This is a genomic window from Arthrobacter sp. B3I9, from assembly GCF_030816935.1.
GTDB lineage: Bacteria > Actinomycetota > Actinomycetes > Actinomycetales > Micrococcaceae > Arthrobacter.
Window position 1 is genome coordinate 3222561 of sequence record NZ_JAUSYO010000001.1, and the last position, 15462, is coordinate 3238022.

At 66.8% G+C, this 15462-nt stretch carries 12 protein-coding genes; 7 read left to right on the top strand and 5 right to left on the bottom strand.

Translation table 11 applies throughout. The annotated features are described in order from the left end of the window. Nucleotides 1-63 precede the first annotated feature (63 nt). From QFZ65_RS15005 to QFZ65_RS15020, 4 genes are all read right to left on the bottom strand, one after another. Nucleotides 64-1302 carry an adenylate/guanylate cyclase domain-containing protein gene (locus tag QFZ65_RS15005; RefSeq protein ID WP_306911501.1) on the bottom strand — a complete coding sequence of 413 codons (1239 nt, stop codon included), beginning with the start codon at nt 1300-1302 and terminating at the stop codon, nt 64-66. Beyond that, nucleotides 1299-1901: a PH domain-containing protein gene (locus QFZ65_RS15010; RefSeq protein WP_306911502.1), complete on the bottom strand. Its 603-nt coding sequence runs from the start codon at nt 1899-1901 to the stop codon at nt 1299-1301. Before QFZ65_RS15010 ends, QFZ65_RS15005 begins: the two co-directional genes overlap by 4 nt. Next, entirely contained in the window at nt 1894-2838 is a 945-nt protein-coding gene (locus QFZ65_RS15015) for a biotin--[acetyl-CoA-carboxylase] ligase (protein ID WP_306911503.1), read from the bottom strand. Before QFZ65_RS15015 ends, QFZ65_RS15010 begins: the two co-directional genes overlap by 8 nt. A gap of 73 nt (nt 2839-2911) precedes the next feature. Next, entirely contained in the window at nt 2912-3802 is an 891-nt protein-coding gene (locus QFZ65_RS15020) for an NAD(P)-dependent oxidoreductase (protein WP_306911504.1), read from the bottom strand. A 210-nt stretch (nt 3803-4012) separates the two neighbouring features. On the opposite strand from QFZ65_RS15020, the gene QFZ65_RS15025 reads away from it, so the two are divergent. The 5 genes from QFZ65_RS15025 (at nt 4013) to QFZ65_RS15045 (ending at nt 11260) form a co-directional block, all read left to right on the top strand. After that, nucleotides 4013-5596: an acyl-CoA carboxylase subunit beta gene (locus QFZ65_RS15025; protein WP_306911505.1), complete on the top strand. Its 1584-nt coding sequence runs from the start codon at nt 4013-4015 to the stop codon at nt 5594-5596. Further along, nucleotides 5593-5832, top strand: a complete 240-nt coding sequence (locus QFZ65_RS15030) for an acyl-CoA carboxylase subunit epsilon (RefSeq protein WP_306911506.1) — start codon at nt 5593-5595, stop codon at nt 5830-5832. The genes QFZ65_RS15025 and QFZ65_RS15030 overlap by 4 nt, the downstream gene beginning before the upstream one ends. A gap of 46 nt (nt 5833-5878) precedes the next feature. Further along, nucleotides 5879-7573: a DUF885 domain-containing protein gene (locus QFZ65_RS15035; RefSeq protein WP_306911507.1), complete on the top strand. Its 1695-nt coding sequence runs from the start codon at nt 5879-5881 to the stop codon at nt 7571-7573. Nucleotides 7574-7984: 411 nt separating this feature from the next. After that, on the top strand, nt 7985-9550 hold the full coding sequence (locus tag QFZ65_RS15040) for a glycoside hydrolase family 71 protein (RefSeq protein WP_306911508.1): 1566 nt from the start codon (nt 7985-7987) through the stop codon (nt 9548-9550). Nucleotides 9551-9811: 261 nt separating this feature from the next. Beyond that, nucleotides 9812-11260, top strand: coding sequence for a dicarboxylate/amino acid:cation symporter (locus tag QFZ65_RS15045; protein ID WP_306911509.1), 1449 nt, complete (start codon nt 9812-9814; stop codon nt 11258-11260). 129 nt (nt 11261-11389) lie between these two features. On the opposite strand, the gene QFZ65_RS15050 is transcribed toward QFZ65_RS15045, so the two are convergent. Further along, nucleotides 11390-11950: a hypothetical protein gene (locus tag QFZ65_RS15050; RefSeq protein ID WP_306911510.1), complete on the bottom strand. Its 561-nt coding sequence runs from the start codon at nt 11948-11950 to the stop codon at nt 11390-11392. A 201-nt stretch (nt 11951-12151) separates the two neighbouring features. On the opposite strand from QFZ65_RS15050, the gene QFZ65_RS15055 reads away from it, so the two are divergent. Further along, complete coding sequence (locus QFZ65_RS15055; RefSeq protein WP_306911511.1) at nt 12152-12886, top strand: TetR/AcrR family transcriptional regulator; 735 nt, start codon at nt 12152-12154, stop codon at nt 12884-12886. A gap of 1 nt (nt 12887) precedes the next feature. Then, nucleotides 12888-15431, top strand: a complete 2544-nt coding sequence (locus tag QFZ65_RS15060; RefSeq protein ID WP_306911512.1) for an MMPL family transporter — start codon at nt 12888-12890, stop codon at nt 15429-15431. The last annotated feature ends 31 nt before the right edge of the window (nt 15432-15462 follow it).

Below are 15462 nucleotides of genomic sequence, written 5' to 3' on the forward strand. Positions count from 1 at the left end.
GATCAGGCCCCGAACTCGCGGGCGGCAGGACCGCTGCGGCCCGGGCTCGCGGTCCGGATTGGGTCAGTCCAGGACCAGGCCCCGGCCGCGGCCGCGCTGCAGTTCCACCGGAAGGATCTCGCCGAAGCCGCGGACGTCTTCGGCAGGCCGCGGGAGGAGGATGAAGCGTTCATCCTGCTCCAGGGCGTCGGCGGTGACCGAATCAACCAGGACCGTTCCGGGATCCGCCAATGAGGTCAGCCGGGCCGCCAGGTTGACGGTCGGGCCGTAGATGTCCCCCAGCCGGGACAGGATGCGTCCCCACACCATGGCGACGCGGGCCTGCGGCAGGATCTCGTCCTCGGTGAACGCCTGGCAGAGGGCCAGCGAGATCTCGGCGCCCGCCGCGGGCGTCTCGGCGATGTAGAGGACTTCGTCGCCCACCGTCTTGACCAGCCGGCCGCCGCCGACCGAGATGATTTCGGCGCACTTGTTTTCGAAACGCTGCACCAGCTGGGCGAGCGTTTTTTCGTTCATGCGGCGGGACAGGCTTGTGTACGAGACCAGGTCGGCGAAACCGACAGCCCGTGCGAGGGGCAGCGGCGTGTCGTCCTCGTCCCCTTCGCGGCCTTCCTCGCTGGACTGGAGGCCGGCCTCGGCCCGCACGGCCAGCCGCTGGACGCCGGCGTTGAGCTGCCGGCGCCAGGAGTAGACCAGCATTTCCTCCAGCGCGTCCACCAGCGAAGGCAGTTCGCTGACCAGTCGCTTGCGGGCCACCGCGTCGGGAACGCCCTGCTGGTGGACCATGTCCTCGACCAGTGCCTCGATCTGCCACACCACCATGCGGTCCGTCATCTGGCCGATGGCGCGGGTCACCGAAATGGCGGCTTCCTCGGTCAGCCTTCCGGACCTGACCTGGTCCACGATGGTGTTGAGCGCGGCCTGGTCGCGTTCGGTGAAGGCGACGTCCTCATCGCCGAGGTTGGGAAAGCCCAGGGCGCGCCAGAGTTTCCGGGCGGAGAGCACGGACAGGCCGGCGCCGGCGGCGACTTCACGACGGCGGAGCTTGCGTTCCCCGCCGAGCAGGCGGTGTTCCAGCGCCTTCACGGCGAGTCGCTCCGCGGAGATCGCCCCGGTGGGCGGTCCGACGGCGGCGGGACCGGCAACGGCATCGTCCGGGTGGGCCTCGTCCCGCTCCAGGCTCTCCGCGACGGAGTCGAGAACGGCTTCTTCGAGCGTGGCGGCTTCGACGACGGCGTCTTCAACGTGCGACGGTTCCTCGGCCAGGAGCCCGGTTTCCTGGTGGACGTCCTCAGCGTTCATCTCTTCCACCTTCTCTCCTCTTCCAGTGCCGGGGTGCCGTACCAGCTGCCCTCGGGGTCGTGCGTTATGCCCTCGGCCCGGAATCCGCCGCGCGGGAGTTCATCCATGGCCTCGAGTATGAAAGTTCGAAACGTCGCGGCCTCCGGGACGTCAGGCACCACCGTGCTGGCGGGGTACCCGGTATCCAAGGATATATTCCCCGACCGCAATACCCGTTGGAGCAACGACTGCCGGACCTCTACATTTCGGACGGCTGCCAAGTAAACCTGTTGATCCCGCCGCCGTAACATGCCGTAACGGGCAACGACGCGCTGGCTCGTCAGCGTGTAGCGGGTGGCGTGCCAGGCCAGGGCCCGCGGCAGGCAGTAGCCAAGGAGTACCCACAATGCGAGCGCCACGCAGGCGCCCAGCAGCCAGACCGTCCACTCCGGCCTGATCAGCGGGACCAGCTTGGCCGGGCCGCCTTTGACGATCCAGGCGCAGGCATAGGCAGCCACGGCCGGAACAGCAATGAACAACAGCGCCGGGACGATCAGCCTCCGCGGCTGGGGCCGGGTGACCGCAATCACTTGCTCGCCCGGGAGAAGCTCTTTACGCATAACCGCTTTCGGGGCCGGCGGGCTGCCCGCCGGTGCCGGCCGACTCGTCTTGGGGCGGCGTCCAGGGCCGCAGGTGGACCACGTCCCCGGCCGTTATGACGTGCTCGTGGCCTCCGGAGTCGACCACCATCAGGGAGCCGTACTCGTCCAAGCGCGAGGCATGGCCGATGATCTCCTGGTCACCGGGCAGATGGGCGCGCACCTGCTTGCCGAGCGTGGTGAGCACGGCTTCGACCCGCTTGTGCAGCGAGTGGCCGCCGGCCATGCCGGCGGTCGGGTCGCCGTCGGCGTTGCAGAAGTTGCGGTACAACGTCGCGAAGCGCGTGAGATAGCTCTTCAGAAGTTCGGTCCGGTCTGCGGTGGCAGGGTGCTCCAGCGAGACGGAGGTGGCGGTGGGAACAGGAAGCTCGGCGGTGGTGAGCGAGACGTTGAGTCCGGTGCCGAGCACCACCGGCGGGACAGTGCTGCCCTCCAGCGGCCCGAGCTGGGCGAGAATCCCGGCAATCTTGCGGCCGCGCACCAGGACATCGTTGGGCCATTTGAGTTCCGCCGGAAGGCCTGCCGTCTCCAGCAGCACCTCGCGCAGGGCAAGCGCCGAGAGCAGCGAGAGCCAGGAATAGCTCTGGGTCGGCAGCGGGCGGCCGTCGGCGTTGACCGGCCGGAGGACCAGGGAAACGGACACAGAGCTGCGTGCAGGGGCTTCCCAGCGGCGGTCAAGCCGTCCGCGGGCGGCGGTCTGGTATTCGGCCGCGAGTACGGTCAGGTCCGGGTAGGCACCCGGATTCTCGCTGGCGGCGCGGAGCAGGTCCGCGTTCGTGGATCCGGTGGATTCCACCACCGCGAGTTGCGGGATTCCGTTGGCGGCCAGGAATGACTCGTCGCGCAGGGCGGCGAGGTCCAGCGGTGGGCGGTCCGGTGTTTCCTGGGCGGCTTCCATGGTTGAATCCTACCGAGGAACGGCCCCGGGGGCTCCGGTGCGGCGGCCCGGATGAGGCATGGCAGCGCAGAACTCAAAGGAAAATGTCAGGGACAAGGCGGCCTTCCGGGGCGCCGAGGCTGTACGGCGTAAAGTCCGTGACGCCCGCGGCGGCCAGGACCTGTTCATCGGTGTAGAAGTTTCCGCTCCGGCTGCCTGTGTCCGGGGTGGCATTAGCCCCCGTCAGCACGGCGTGCGCCGCATCGGCCATGATCTGCGGACCCCGGGCTCCGCGGACGATCTTCTCGCCGCCGGGCATGTTCCGGATCGCAGCAGTATCGATCAGGGTGCAGGGCCACAGCGAGTTCACGCTGATCCCGTCACCTTTGAGCTCTTCAGCCAGGCCCAGCGTGGTGAGGCTCATGCCGTACTTCGCCATGGTGTAGGCCAAGTGCAGGCCCGCCCATTTCGGGTCCAGGTTCAGCGGCGGGGACAACGTGAGGATGTGCCCGGCGCGGGACTCGCGCAGCGTGGGCAGGGCGAGCTTCGAGAGCAGGAAGGTGCCGCGCACGTTGATGTCCTGCATGAGGTCGTAACGCTTCATGTCCACGGCGTCGGTCTTGGAGAGGTCGATTGCGGAGGCGTTGTTGATAACGACGTCGATCCCGCCGAAGCGTTCGACGGCGGCGGCAACAGCGCCCGCAACGTCGTCGTCGTTGCGCACATCGCCGACCAGCGGCAGCGCTTTGCCGCCTGCTGCTTCGATCTGTTCCGCGGCGGTGTAGACGGTGCCTTCCAGCTTGGCGTGCGGTTGCCCCGTCTTGGCCAGCAGGACGATGTTGGCGCCGTCCCGCGCTGCCCGGGTGGCGATGGCCAGACCGATGCCCCGGCTGCCTCCGGAGATGAGAATGGTGCGGCCCTCAAGGGAACCGGCGGCCTTGTAGGGCCCTGCGGCGGCGTCCGAAGCGTCGTTGCTTGAAGTCATGGGCACACTCTAGCCGACCGATGTTACTCGCGGGTAACAAAAGCGCCCGGCGGACAGGATAAGGGGAAAATTGTAGGTTCCCTACAGCCGTATGCGCCGATAACGTCATTAGGACTTGCCATCAGGGCTGTGGCTTTGTGTGGAATCTACTTAAATCCGCACGGGGCGCATGAGTCATGGAATTATCAGCGACAGAGCCGGAGACACTTGATGAGCCACGATCTGACCACGACGGCGGGAAAGATTGCAGACTTCCGCGAGCGCCAGGCCCGTGCGGAGCAGCCTTCCGGCCCGGAGGCCGTCGAGAAGCAGCATGCGCGCGGCAAGAACACGGCCCGCGAGCGCATCGACCTGCTGCTGGACGCAGGCTCCTTCGTCGAGTTCGACGCACTGGCCGTGCACCGTTCCACCGCCTTCGGCATGGAGAAGAAAAAGCCGCTGGGCGACGGCCTGGTCTCCGGCTATGGCACCGTCGACGGCCGGCCCGTCGCCGTCTACAGCCAGGACTTTTCCGTCTACGGCGGTTCGCTGAGCCAGGTCAACGGCGAGAAGATCGTCAAGGTCCAGGAGTTCGCGCTGCGCAACGGCTGCCCCGTGGTCGGCATCCTCGACGGCGGCGGAGCCCGGATCCAGGAAGGCGTCGCCTCGCTGGCGATGTTCGCCGACATCTTCCGCAACAACGTCCACGCGTCCGGCGTCGTGCCCCAGATCTCGCTCATCATGGGCCCCTCCGCCGGCGGCGCGGCCTACTCCCCCGCCCTGACCGACTACGTGGTCATGGTGGACAAGACCTCGCACATGTTCATTACCGGCCCGGACGTGATCAAGACCGTCACGGGTGAAGACGTGGACATGGAAACGCTGGGCGGCGCCCGCCAGCACAATGCCAACACGGGAACGTCCACCTACCTCGCCGCGGACGAGGCCGACGCGATCGAATTCGTCCGCGAACTGCTCGACTTCCTGCCCTCCAACAACCTTGCGGAGGCCCCGGTCCTCGAGCACAGCCAGGAACTGGAGCTCGACGACGACGACCTCGCCCTCGACGCGCTGATCCCGGACTCGGCCAACCAGCCCTACGACATGCGCAAGGTCATCGAGCAGATTGTCGACGACGCGCACTTCCTGGAAATGCAGTCCCTCTACGCCCCCAACGTGATCATCGGCTACGGCAGGGTGGAGGGCCACACGGTGGGCATCGTGGCCAACCAGCCCATGCAGTTCGCCGGAACGCTGGACATCGCCGCCTCGGAAAAGGCCGCCCGCTTCGTCCGGCACTGCGATGCCTTCAACATCCCCATCATCACCCTGGTGGATGTGCCCGGCTTCCTGCCCGGCAAGGACCAGGAGTTCCAGGGCATCATCCGCCGCGGCGCCAAGCTGCTCTACGCCTATGCTGAGGCCACCGTACCCAAGCTGACCGTCATCACCCGCAAGGCCTACGGCGGGGCGTACATCGTGATGGGCTCCAAGAAGCTCGGGGCGGACCTCAACCTCGCCTGGCCCACCGCGCAGATCGGCGTCATGGGCGCCCAGGGTGCGGTCAACATCCTGTACCGCCGTGAACTGGCGGCGGTTTCGGCCGACGGCGGCAACGTCGAGGCCAAGCGCGCCGAGGTCATCCGGCAGTACGAGGAAGAGCTCCTCAACCCCTACCAGGCCGCGCAGCTCGGCTACGTGGACGCCGTCATCGCCCCGTCCGAGACGCGGCTGCAGATCATCAAGGGCCTGCGCGCCCTGCGGGACAAACGTGCCAGCCTGCCCGCCAAGAAGCACGGGAACATCCCGCTGTGATCGAGTCCAGCCCCTCCCTGACCAACCCCGGCGAGCCGGCCGAGAGCCTGCTGTCCGTCGTCAAGGGCGAACCGACGGCGGAGGAACTAGCGGCGCTCACCGCCGTCGTCCTCTCCCTGGCCAACGGCGGGGCCGCGGCGCCGGCGAAACCCAGCTCCCGGCAGTGGGTGCGGCGGCAGCAGCTGCAGCTGGCGCCCACGCCCGGTCCCGGGGCGTGGAAGCGCAGCCGCGGCTGAGCCGGCAACCCTTTGCGAACCGCCGCGCCCCGGCTAGTCTCGTCGGGTGACTGAAACCACCCAGCCTGCCGCCTCCGCACGCCCGCAGACCGCCATCGACGCCGTCGCCGATGCCTACACGGACACCCTGATCCGGCTTAACCCGACTTTCGCCACGGAACTCGGCCTGCCCGGCCACGAGACCGAATACCAGGATTTCTCCCCGGCCGGCCAGGAGGCCTTCGCCGCGGCCGCGCGTGAGGCCCTGGCCGAGCTGGACGGCCTGGAGCCCGCCGACGACGTCGACGCCGTCACCCTCGACGCGATGCGCGAACGCCTGGGGCTGCAGCTTGAGATCCATACATCGGGCTGGGATGCGGCGGAGCTGAACAACATCGCCTCCCCCGCCCAGGACATCCGGGCCATCTTCGACCTGATGCCCACGGACACCCCCGAGCAGTGGGACCACATCGCAGGCCGTGCCAACAACGTCCCGGCCGCCATCGACGGCTACATCGAGTCGCTGCGTTCGGCCAAGGCGCAGGGCAAGGTCGCAGCCGCCCGCCAGGTGTCGATCGTGATCGAGCAGACCACGAAGTATGCCGCTGAGGACGGCTTTTTCGCGAAGCTCGCCGCCAACGCCCGCACGGTAGAGGGCCCGCTGCCCGCAAACCTTCAGATGAAGCTCGACGCCGGTACGGCGGCTGCACGGGCGGCCTACTCACGGCTGGCCGGATTCCTCGCCTCCGAGCTGCTGCCGGCGGCCCCGACAACGGACGCCGTCGGCCGGGAGCGCTATGCGCTGGCCTCCCGGTCGTTCCTCGGAGCCACAGTGGACCTCGAGGAGACCTACGCCTGGGGAGTGCGGGAACTGGACCGCCTGATTGCCGAGCAGGAACGCGTGGCCGGACAAATCCGCCCCGGCGCCTCCATTGAGGAGGCCAAAGAGCTGCTGGACAACGATCCCGCGCGTCGGCTGAAAGGAACGGACGCCCTCCAGGCCTGGATGCAGGGGCTTTCGGACAAGGCCGTGGCCGACCTCGCCGGGGTGCACTTCGACATTCCGGACGTGATGAAGACGCTGGAATGCAAGATCGCGCCAACCGACGAGGGCGGCATCTACTACACCGGCCCCTCGGACGACTTCAGCCGGCCGGGCCGCATGTGGTGGTCCGTGCCCGCCGGCGAGGACACGTTCACCACCTGGGCCGAGACAACCACCGTCTACCACGAGGGCGTGCCGGGCCACCATCTGCAGGTAGCGACGGCCATCTACCGCCGCGAACTGCTCAACAAATGGCGCCGCAACGTCTGCTGGACTTCCGGCCACGGCGAAGGCTGGGCGCTCTACGCCGAGCAGCTGGTGCTGGAACTGGGCTACCTCAAAGATCCCGGCGACCATATGGGCATGCTGGACATGCAGCGCATGCGGGCCGCCCGGGTGGTGTTCGACATCGGCGTGCACCTGGAGCTGGAGATACCTGAACGCTGGGGTTCCGGCACCTGGACCCCGGACAAGGGTTATGAGTTCCTCAAGGCCAACCTGCCGATCAGCGAGGGGCAGCTGAAGTTTGAGTTCATCCGGTACCTCGGCTGGCCCGGCCAGGCCCCTTCCTACAAGGTGGGCCAGCGGCTCTGGGAGCAGATCCGCGCGGAGCTGGAGTCACGGCCCGGGTTCGACCTCAAAGAGTTCCACACCAAGGCGCTCAACATCGGCTCGGTAGGCCTCGACACGCTCAGGAGCGCCCTGCTCGGCCGATAATTGAAACACAATCGTGCCCTTGCCGCGGGCGTTTCTTTATCGCCAAGTAGACCTCCCTGTGATAATCGACTATTCTCTGGGTGACACATTTTCCGGGTTTTTGGTAACTCACGTCGGCGGCTGGGGCTTCGACGCAAGATGCTGGCTGTTTCCGCCGTTTCGGCTGGGCCGCCATCGGGGTAAGAATGACCGCGTGCGTGGTGCGGTTTCCTGATTGTCAAGGTTTGCGCGCGTCAGCATTGTGGCCGTCAGGCACCACGCTGCGGATTGCTTGCAAGCGCACCCCGAAAGCTCTTTCGCGCCTCGGTCTCAGGTGCACGTTGTTTGCGCAACGGAGTCCATGCGAATAATCGGTACCCCCTCCGACAATCGCCAGCCGAAATGCACGAAGACCCCATATTGGAGCACCCAATGAGGAAATTTGCCTCTACCCTGAGACCGCCAACCGCTAAATCGCCCCTCCGGCGGACGCTGGGCCGGAAAGGTTCCGCTGCCTCACTCGTAGCGACCGCCGCCCTCGCCGCCGCAGCTACGATCAGTGCCCCGGAACCTTTGAATGCGGCAACAGTCGCCGCAGCACCGTCGGCGGCACCCGCTGCCACGACAGCGCTCTGCAATCCCCTGCCCATCAATATGCCCGCCCCGGCGGACCGGCACACCTCCGCAAAAAAGGTCTGGGCCTACTACTTCCCGCCCTTCCCGCTCGCGGTGGACAGTCCGGATCCGCTTCGCGATGTCTACAATCGATGGCAGAACACCCACAACTCGGTCAACGGCGCATACGACCTGCGGGACCGTCCCCAGGTTCCCCAGCGCGTGAGCCAGACCAACTGGCGGCAGGCCGATTTTGAACAGGAGATCCGGCAGGCGGTCGACGCTGGCCTGGACGGGTTCATCTGGGAGTACCACAGCTCGAGCGACATTCGCTGGAGCCAGCTACCGGCGATGCTCGCAGCGGCCAAGAAAGTCGACCCGGGCTTTAAGATAATGCTCAGCCCGGATTTCAATACCGCAACAGGGTCAACTTCGGACAGCGTCTACAACGATGTCATGAAGGTGAAGGACGATCCGGCCATTTACCGGAATGGGGCCGGCATTGTGCTTGCCCCATTCTTCCCGGAGCGAAAGACCCCCTCCTGGTGGGACGGCCTGCGGAACCGCCTCGCCTCCGCCGGTGTCAAATCAAACCTCGTTCCGATTTTTATCTCTTGGGGCGGCGGGACGCAAAAGATGGATTGGAATAACTCGGTGTCGGGCTATTCACAGTGGGGAACCCGCACCGCCAGTGGCGTTGCGACGCTCGGCAGGGAAAGTGCGGAGGCCCATCGCCGCGGTAAGACATACATGCAACCCGTAGCCTTCGAGGATTCGCGGTCCTTCGACGGCCGATATTGGGAGTCATCCAACAGCTCCACCCTGCGGGACTCGCTCATGTCTGCGATCAACAGCAACGCAGACTCGGTCGCCTTCATCACTTGGAATGACTACACAGAGTCCTGGATGGCACCCTCCCGGCAACGCGGTTACGCACCGCTGGACATGGCCGCCTACTACATCTCCTGGTTCAAGAGCGGCGTAAAACCCACCGTTACTCAGGATGCGATGTACTGGAGCCACCGCTCGCACCCGACCAATGCCCCGTACTCAAAGACGGCCATCGGACGTAACGGCAAACCCGCGCCGATGTATATCACCAACGGCGACGCCGCCAAGAACGAAGTGGAGCTGGTGGCGGTGTTGAAGTCCCCCGGACGCCTTACCATCACTCAGGGTAGCAACGTCAAGACAATGGACGCCCCCGCGGGACTCACCTCCTTCAAGGTCCCTCTGGTGGCTGGCACAACGCCGGCATTCAAACTCACCCACGGCGGAATGACGGCGCAGACCGCGGCCAGCAACACCCCGGTGCGCTCCTCCGTGGTGTACCAAGACATGATTTACCACGCAGGCGGAGGCGTAGCGGCCTGTCCGCGCTAGCTCCTTCCGCGCGCCACATGCCAGTTCGCGGCGGTGTTTTCCGGAGCACTGCCGCAAATAGGCATCGCGGGTGTCTGCAGGATTGCCTTCCCTACTCGCCCGCCCGCGAGACAATCTCCACACCGGGGACAGGAATAACTTTGCAGACTGCTGTATTGGCGCCCCAATCCGGCTGATCCTGTCCGGCGGCGAGTAATGTTACGCGTAACATTTCTCAACATCCGTTAGTCGTGATAACCGGCCGCGTCCTAGCGTGTTCGGGTGAGCACTCAGACAACCTCCCCCGCACCCGCTGGAAAGACCGGCTTCCAGCTGCCCAGATGGGCCGGCTCGTTCGGCTTCCAGATCATCGCCGCCCTGATTGTCGGCCTGGCGCTCGGCCTCCTGGCCAAGTACACCGGCAGCACCAAGGCCAACCCCAATGCCCTCGGCACCACCCTGCAGACCATCGGCTCGAGCTACGTCTCACTGCTGCAGACCGCCGTCGTGCCCCTCATCTTCACCGCCGTCGTCAGCTCCATCTCCAACCTGCGGGCAGTCTCCAACGCCGCCCGGCTGGCCTGGAACACGCTGCTGTGGTTCGCGATCACCTCCCTGATCGCCGTGCTGATCGGCATCGGCCTGGGCGTGCTGATGCAGCCTGGCGCCAGCACCGGGATCACCCAGGAAGCCAAGTACGCCGGCAAGTCCGGTGACTGGTGGGCCTTCCTGACCGGCCTGTTCCCGAAGAACTTCCTTGGCCTGGGCGCCAGCACCACCGTCACGGACGGCGTCGCCACCACCGCGGTGAGCTTCAACGTCCTCCAGATCCTGGTTATCGCCATCGCCGTCGGTATCGCAGCGCTCAAGGTGGGCAAGGCCGCCGAGCCGTTCCTGAACCTGAACGCCTCCGCCCTCGCCGTGATCCAGAAGGTCCTCTGGTGGATCATCCGCATCGCCCCGATCGGCACGGTGGGCCTGATCGGCAACGCTGTGGCGGTCTACGGCTGGGACACCATCGGCTCGCTCGGCAAGTTCACGGTCGCCATCTACGTCGGCCTTGCCCTGGTGCTGTTCGTTGTCTACCCGGTGCTGATCCGCACCCACGGCCTGTCCGTCAAGCAGTACTTCTCCGGCGTGTGGCCCGCCGTGCAGCTGGCCTTTGTCTCCCGCTCGTCCGTAGGCACCCTCCCGCTCACCCAGCGCGTGACCGAGCGCAGCCTGGGCGTCCCCCGCGCCTACGCATCCTTCGCCGTGCCGCTGGGCGCCACCACCAAGATGGACGGCTGCGCCGCGATCTACCCGGCGGTCTCCGCGATCTTCGTGGCCCAGTTCTTCGGCATCCAGCTCGACTTCACCCAGTACCTGCTGATCGTGCTCGTATCTGTGCTCGGCTCCGCGGCAACGGCCGGCACCACGGGCGCCGTCGTCATGCTGACCCTGACGCTCTCCACCCTGGGACTCCCCCTGGCCGGCGTCGGCCTGCTGCTGGCCATTGACCCGATCCTGGACATGGGCCGCACGGCCGTCAACGTGGCCGGACAGGCACTGGTCCCGACTCTCGTCGCCAAGCGGCAGGGCATCCTGAACGAGTCGCTCTACAACGCACCGCGCAACGGTGACCCGTTCGTCGACGACGTCGACAACACAGTCGCCGGCACCGACGCCAACAGCACCGACCCTTCGGCTGCTCACGGCGTTGACCGCGACCTGGCAACGGCGCGGCCGTAACCGCCGCAACGGGCCACAACAGGAGAAGTCCCCGGGAAATGATCCCGGGGACTTCTCCTGTTAAGCGTCCCAGGCGCTTTAACGGTCCTAGGCGTTGCCTCCCGGAAACCGCCGCGGCCGCGGCGGTTCCTAGTGCCTTCCTCCCCCGAGGACGCCCTTTTCCACGGCCTTAGCCACCGCGTCGGCCTCGGCCTGATTCAGTGTTCCATCGGTGACGGCCTTGTCCAGCCTGGTCTTCAGGGTTGCGGCGCGGTCCGCCTGCGCAGCCGTGCGGAGCTCCTCGAGGGCCGCCGTGACCTTCGATTCCTCGATGCCGAGCGACGACGCCAGGGACTTGGCGAGGGCCGCTTCGCGGGCAGCGTGGTCCGGTTTAGTGCCTTCGGCAGGCGGGGCGGCGGGCTTGTTGGCATCGCGGAACGCCTTCAGTGCTTCCCTAAGTTTGGCCTCATCGACGCCGAGCTTGGCAGCCAGTCCGGATACCTGAACGCCGGCCCGGTCCCCGCCTCGGCCGTGACCCCCGTGCCGGCCCGGACCGTCGGTGGTCCCGGGCGTCGCATCCGTCGTGGCGCTGGTGCTGGGAGCGGGAGCCGGAGTAGTGGCGGCTGATGCCATGCCGGCAATCCCGAAGCCGGCGCCGAGGGCCAGGGCCGCTGCGGAGACGCCGAGGGCGATTCTCTTCGTGCTTGACATGTACTTCTCTCCTGGATCTGCCGTACGGTGACGGCTCCTTATGGTGCGGCCTTCGTCCCAAGACGAGGCAGTTCCAGTCTGCTCCAACAGCTTCACTTCTAGCTGTCGGGAAGCTTTGATCTTCCTGTGAATCGTCTTGCGCCCAGCTGGAACGCCCATCCTTGGTTGCCCACAGTGCAAACATGCACGTAGTGTAACCAAGTGACCTCCCCCGCCCCTGCCTCCGATTCACCGCCCGAGAGCTCGGGCCCCTCCCGCCGTGAACTCAACAAAGCGGCAACCCGCCAGGCCATCACGGATGCTGCCCTGGGACAGCTCCGCAGCAAGGGGCCCGGCAATTTCACCGTGGAAGACATAGCGGCCTCGGCCGGGATCTCCCGCCGGACGTTTTTCAACTACTTCAACAGCACCGAAGCCGCGATCGCTGCCGTCACCTTCAGTTTCCTCGACAAGGCGCTGCAGCAGTTCCGCTTGCGCCCGGCCGGCGAACCTTTCCTGGAATCCGCCCGGGCGGCCCTGGTGGCCCTCGCGGACCCGATGACGGCGGCCCCCATGGCCGAGCTCTACATCCTGGGCAAGTCCAACCCGCAACTCAGCCGCTCCGAACTCGAGGCCTGGGACCACTGCACCGCTGAAATCATCGCCGCCGCCCGCGAGCGCTTCAGCGAGGGGACCGGCGTCGAACTCGATGAACTGTACCTCCGCGCCCTGGCCGGCTCCGTCATCTCCTGCGGCAAGGCCGCCATGGACGTGTGGCTGGCACGGTGCGGCGGGTCCCTCACCGCGGAATCCCTTTCCATCCTCCGCCAGCTCCTGATCGATTCCATGGGCCTGCTGGGCTCTGGTTTCGCCCTCCCCGCAGCCGGCGAGGAAGCTTCCCGGGCCGCCAGTGCGGCCGTCCCGTCCACCGCCACCCCTTCCCCAGATCGGCACTGACATGGCACTGCTCCTGTACCGCCTCGGCAAGTTCTCCTACCGGCACCGCTGGCTGGTCGTTTCACTGTGGCTCGCGGTGATGGTCGCCGTCGGCGGTGCCGCCGCAGCCTTCCACGGCACGTTGTCCAACAACTTCCAGATTCCGGGCACGGAAACCCAGCAGATGGCTGACAAGCTCAAGACTGACCTCCCGGCTTCCTCGGGCGGCTCGGCGAGCATCGTCTTCGAAGCCAACGGCAGCGGGTTCAGCGAGGCCGGCAAGGACGCGGTTTCCGCCGCTCTGACAAAGCTGGAGACCCTCCCGGATGTCCGGGGAACCGTGGATCCGTTCGCAACCCAGGCGCAGCTGGGCAATGCCGCTGCCGAACTGGCCGCGGGCGAGCAGCAGGCAGCCGCGGGCAAGGCACAAGTGGACAAGGCCGCCGCCGACCTCACGGGCGGAAAGTCCCAGCTGGCCGCCGCCGAAGCGCAGATGGCAGCAGCAGGCCTCCCCGCCGCGGCCATCGAGGCCCGGCTGGCGCCACAGAAGGCCGCCCTCGCGGAAGGCCAGGCAAAGCTCGACGCCGGCACCAAGGAGCTGGAGGCCGGCAATGAAAAGCTGGCCCTCGGCAAGCGCCAGCTGGAAGCCTCCCAGGGGCTGCGCTTCGTCTCCGAGGACGGCAAGGCCGCAATCGCGCAGGTCCAGTTCAAGACCTCGATCAACGGCCTGAAGCCGGAGGTGCGGCAGGAAGTCCAGGACATCGTCAAGGAAGTTTCCGCCGCCGACGTGACCGCCTTGCCCAGCAAGGAAATCAGCGAGGACATCTCGGAGATCTTCGGCACCGCCGAGATCATCGGCATCGCCGTTGCCGCCCTGGTCCTGGTGCTGATGCTGGGCACCCTGGTCGCCGCGGGGCTCCCCCTGCTGATGGCTATCGTCGGCGTGGCCGTCGGCGTCGGCGGCACCTTCGCGTTCAGCGGCGCCGTCGACATGAGCTCCATCTCGCCGATGCTGGCCCTCATGCTCGGCCTCGCCGTTGGTATCGACTACTCCCTGTTCATCGTCAACCGGCACCGCGGCCAGCTGCTAGCGGGGATGGACGCCGAGGAGTCCGTGGCGCTGGCCACCGGCACGTCCGGCAACGCCGTGCTGTTCGCGGGACTCACCGTGATCATTGCCCTCGCCGCCCTCGTGGTTCCGGGGCTGCCGTTCCTCACGGTCATGGGCCTCTCCGCCGCCGCTACCGTGGCCGTCGCCGTCGTCGTCGCTTTGACCCTGACGCCGGCCATCCTGTCGCTGGTCGGCCGTAGGCTCATCTCCAAGCGGGCCTGGGCCAAGGCCGAGCGCCACAATGCCGCCCCCGGGCACGTGACCGAGGACCGCGCCAAGGACGAGTTCCGCAGCAGCCATGGCTGGGGCGGCGCGGTCACCCGGCACCCCTGGCTCGCGCTGCTGGCCGGTGTGCTGCTGCTGGGCGTCGTTGCCCTGCCCGCCAGCCAGCTCCGGCTGGCCCTGCCGGACGCCAGTTCGGAGCCGGTGGCTTCCCAGGCGTTCCAGGCCTATGACGTCACCAAGCGCAGCTTTGGCGAGGGCATGACCGGGCCCATCATCGTCGTCGGCGATCTGCCTGCAGGGCTCACCGCCACCGAGGCACAGGCCAAGCAGTTCGACGTGGCCGACATCCTGCGCGAGACGGACAACGTTGCCGCCGCCGTGCCGCTGGCCCTGACCGAGGACCGCCGCACCGCCGTCTTCCAAATCCTGCCGAAGGAGGGTCCGGCCAGCGCCAGCACCGTCGAGGTGGTCTCGGATCTGCGCGCCGAGAAGGGCCAGATCAAGGATTCCACGGGTGTCAGCATCGGCCTCACCGGCCAGACCGCGGGCAACGTGGACGTCTCCACCAAGCTGGGCGATGCCCTTCCGCCGTATCTGGCGATCGTGGTGGGCCTGTCCCTGATCCTTCTGCTGCTGGTGTTCCGTTCCATCTGGGTGCCGCTGCTGGCCACCGGAGGGTTCCTGCTTTCGCTCGCTGCCGCGTTCGGCGCCGTAGTGGCCGTGTACCAGTGGGGTTGGCTGGGCAGGGTGTTCGGCGTCGAGAACCCGGGCGCGGTGCTGAGCTTCCTGCCGATCATCCTGATCGGCGTGCTCTTCGGCCTGGCCATGGACTATCAGGTCTTCATCGCCTCCGGGATGCGCGAGGCCTTCATGCACGGCGAACCGGCCAAACATGCAGTTCGCTCCGGCTTCAGCCATGCCGCCGCGGTGGTCACGGCGGCAGCGATCATCATGGTCAGCGTGTTCTCGGGCTTCATCTTCTCCCACCTGAACATGGTCCGGCCGCTGGGTTTCGCCATGGCCTTCGGGGTGCTGATCGATGCGTTCGTGGTCCGCATGACGATCGTTCCGGCCGTGATGTACCTGCTCGGCGGGAAGGCGTGGTGGCTGCCCCGCTGGCTGGACCGGATCCTGCCCGACGTGGACGTTGAGGGCGCGAAGCTGAGGAAGCCGGACACGACGCCGACAGGCACCGCCGCCGAGGAGCCTGAAGAGGTCGGCGCCCGCTGACCGTTGTGGCCGGTCACGGTTGTGGCCGCTG

Excerpts from the sequence above, each read along its gene's own strand:
- QFZ65_RS15005 (WP_306911501.1), bottom strand. The coding sequence starts at position 1,302 with ATGAACGCTGAGGACGTCCACCAGGAAACCGGGCTCCTGGCCGAGGAA.
- QFZ65_RS15010 (WP_306911502.1), bottom strand. The coding sequence starts at position 1,901 with ATGCGTAAAGAGCTTCTCCCGGGCGAGCAAGTGATTGCGGTCACCCGG.
- QFZ65_RS15015 (WP_306911503.1), bottom strand. The coding sequence starts at position 2,838 with ATGGAAGCCGCCCAGGAAACACCGGACCGCCCACCGCTGGACCTCGCC.
- QFZ65_RS15020 (WP_306911504.1), bottom strand. The coding sequence starts at position 3,802 with ATGACTTCAAGCAACGACGCTTCGGACGCCGCCGCAGGGCCCTACAAG.
- QFZ65_RS15025 (WP_306911505.1), top strand. The coding sequence starts at position 4,013 with ATGAGCCACGATCTGACCACGACGGCGGGAAAGATTGCAGACTTCCGC.
- QFZ65_RS15040 (WP_306911508.1), top strand. The coding sequence starts at position 7,985 with ATGAGGAAATTTGCCTCTACCCTGAGACCGCCAACCGCTAAATCGCCC.
- QFZ65_RS15050 (WP_306911510.1), bottom strand. The coding sequence starts at position 11,950 with ATGTCAAGCACGAAGAGAATCGCCCTCGGCGTCTCCGCAGCGGCCCTG.
- QFZ65_RS15060 (WP_306911512.1), top strand. The coding sequence starts at position 12,888 with ATGGCACTGCTCCTGTACCGCCTCGGCAAGTTCTCCTACCGGCACCGC.